The sequence below is a fragment of the Streptomyces sp. JW3 genome (assembly GCF_052216785.1).
Classification (GTDB): Bacteria; Actinomycetota; Actinomycetes; order Streptomycetales; family Streptomycetaceae; genus Streptomyces.
Window position 1 is genome coordinate 1 of sequence record NZ_JBQOUX010000286.1, and the last position, 345, is coordinate 345.

1 protein-coding gene is annotated in these 345 nt (G+C 71.0%); it reads right to left on the minus strand.

Annotation, left to right across the window (positions count from 1 at the left end):
• The coding region (locus ACTT8P_RS38530; RefSeq protein WP_442836440.1) for a vitamin B12 dependent-methionine synthase activation domain-containing protein at window positions 1–345 on the minus strand (345 nt) is incomplete at both ends.

Below are 345 nucleotides of genomic sequence, written 5' to 3' on the forward strand. Positions count from 1 at the left end.
GCCCAGTTCGGAGCGGACCCGGGCGTGCCAGTACTCGGCGAGGGCCTCGGCGAGCTGGACGGACAGGCCGTGCAGTTCGAGGTAGTCCCGGTAGGCGTTGGCCTCGAACATCCGGGCGGTCTCCGCTCCGATGCGGGAGCCGACGGTGACCACCTGGAAGCCGACCACGTCGGTCTCGCCGGACTCCTCCGGGCGGAAGAAGTCGGCCAGGCACAGCCGCCGGCCGCGCCGCTGCCGCGGGAAGGTGAACCGGGTGCGCTCGTTGCCGGCGTCGTCCAGCACGATCAGGTCGTCGTCCTTGGAGACGCACGGGAAGTAGCCGTACACCACGGCGGCTTCGAGCAG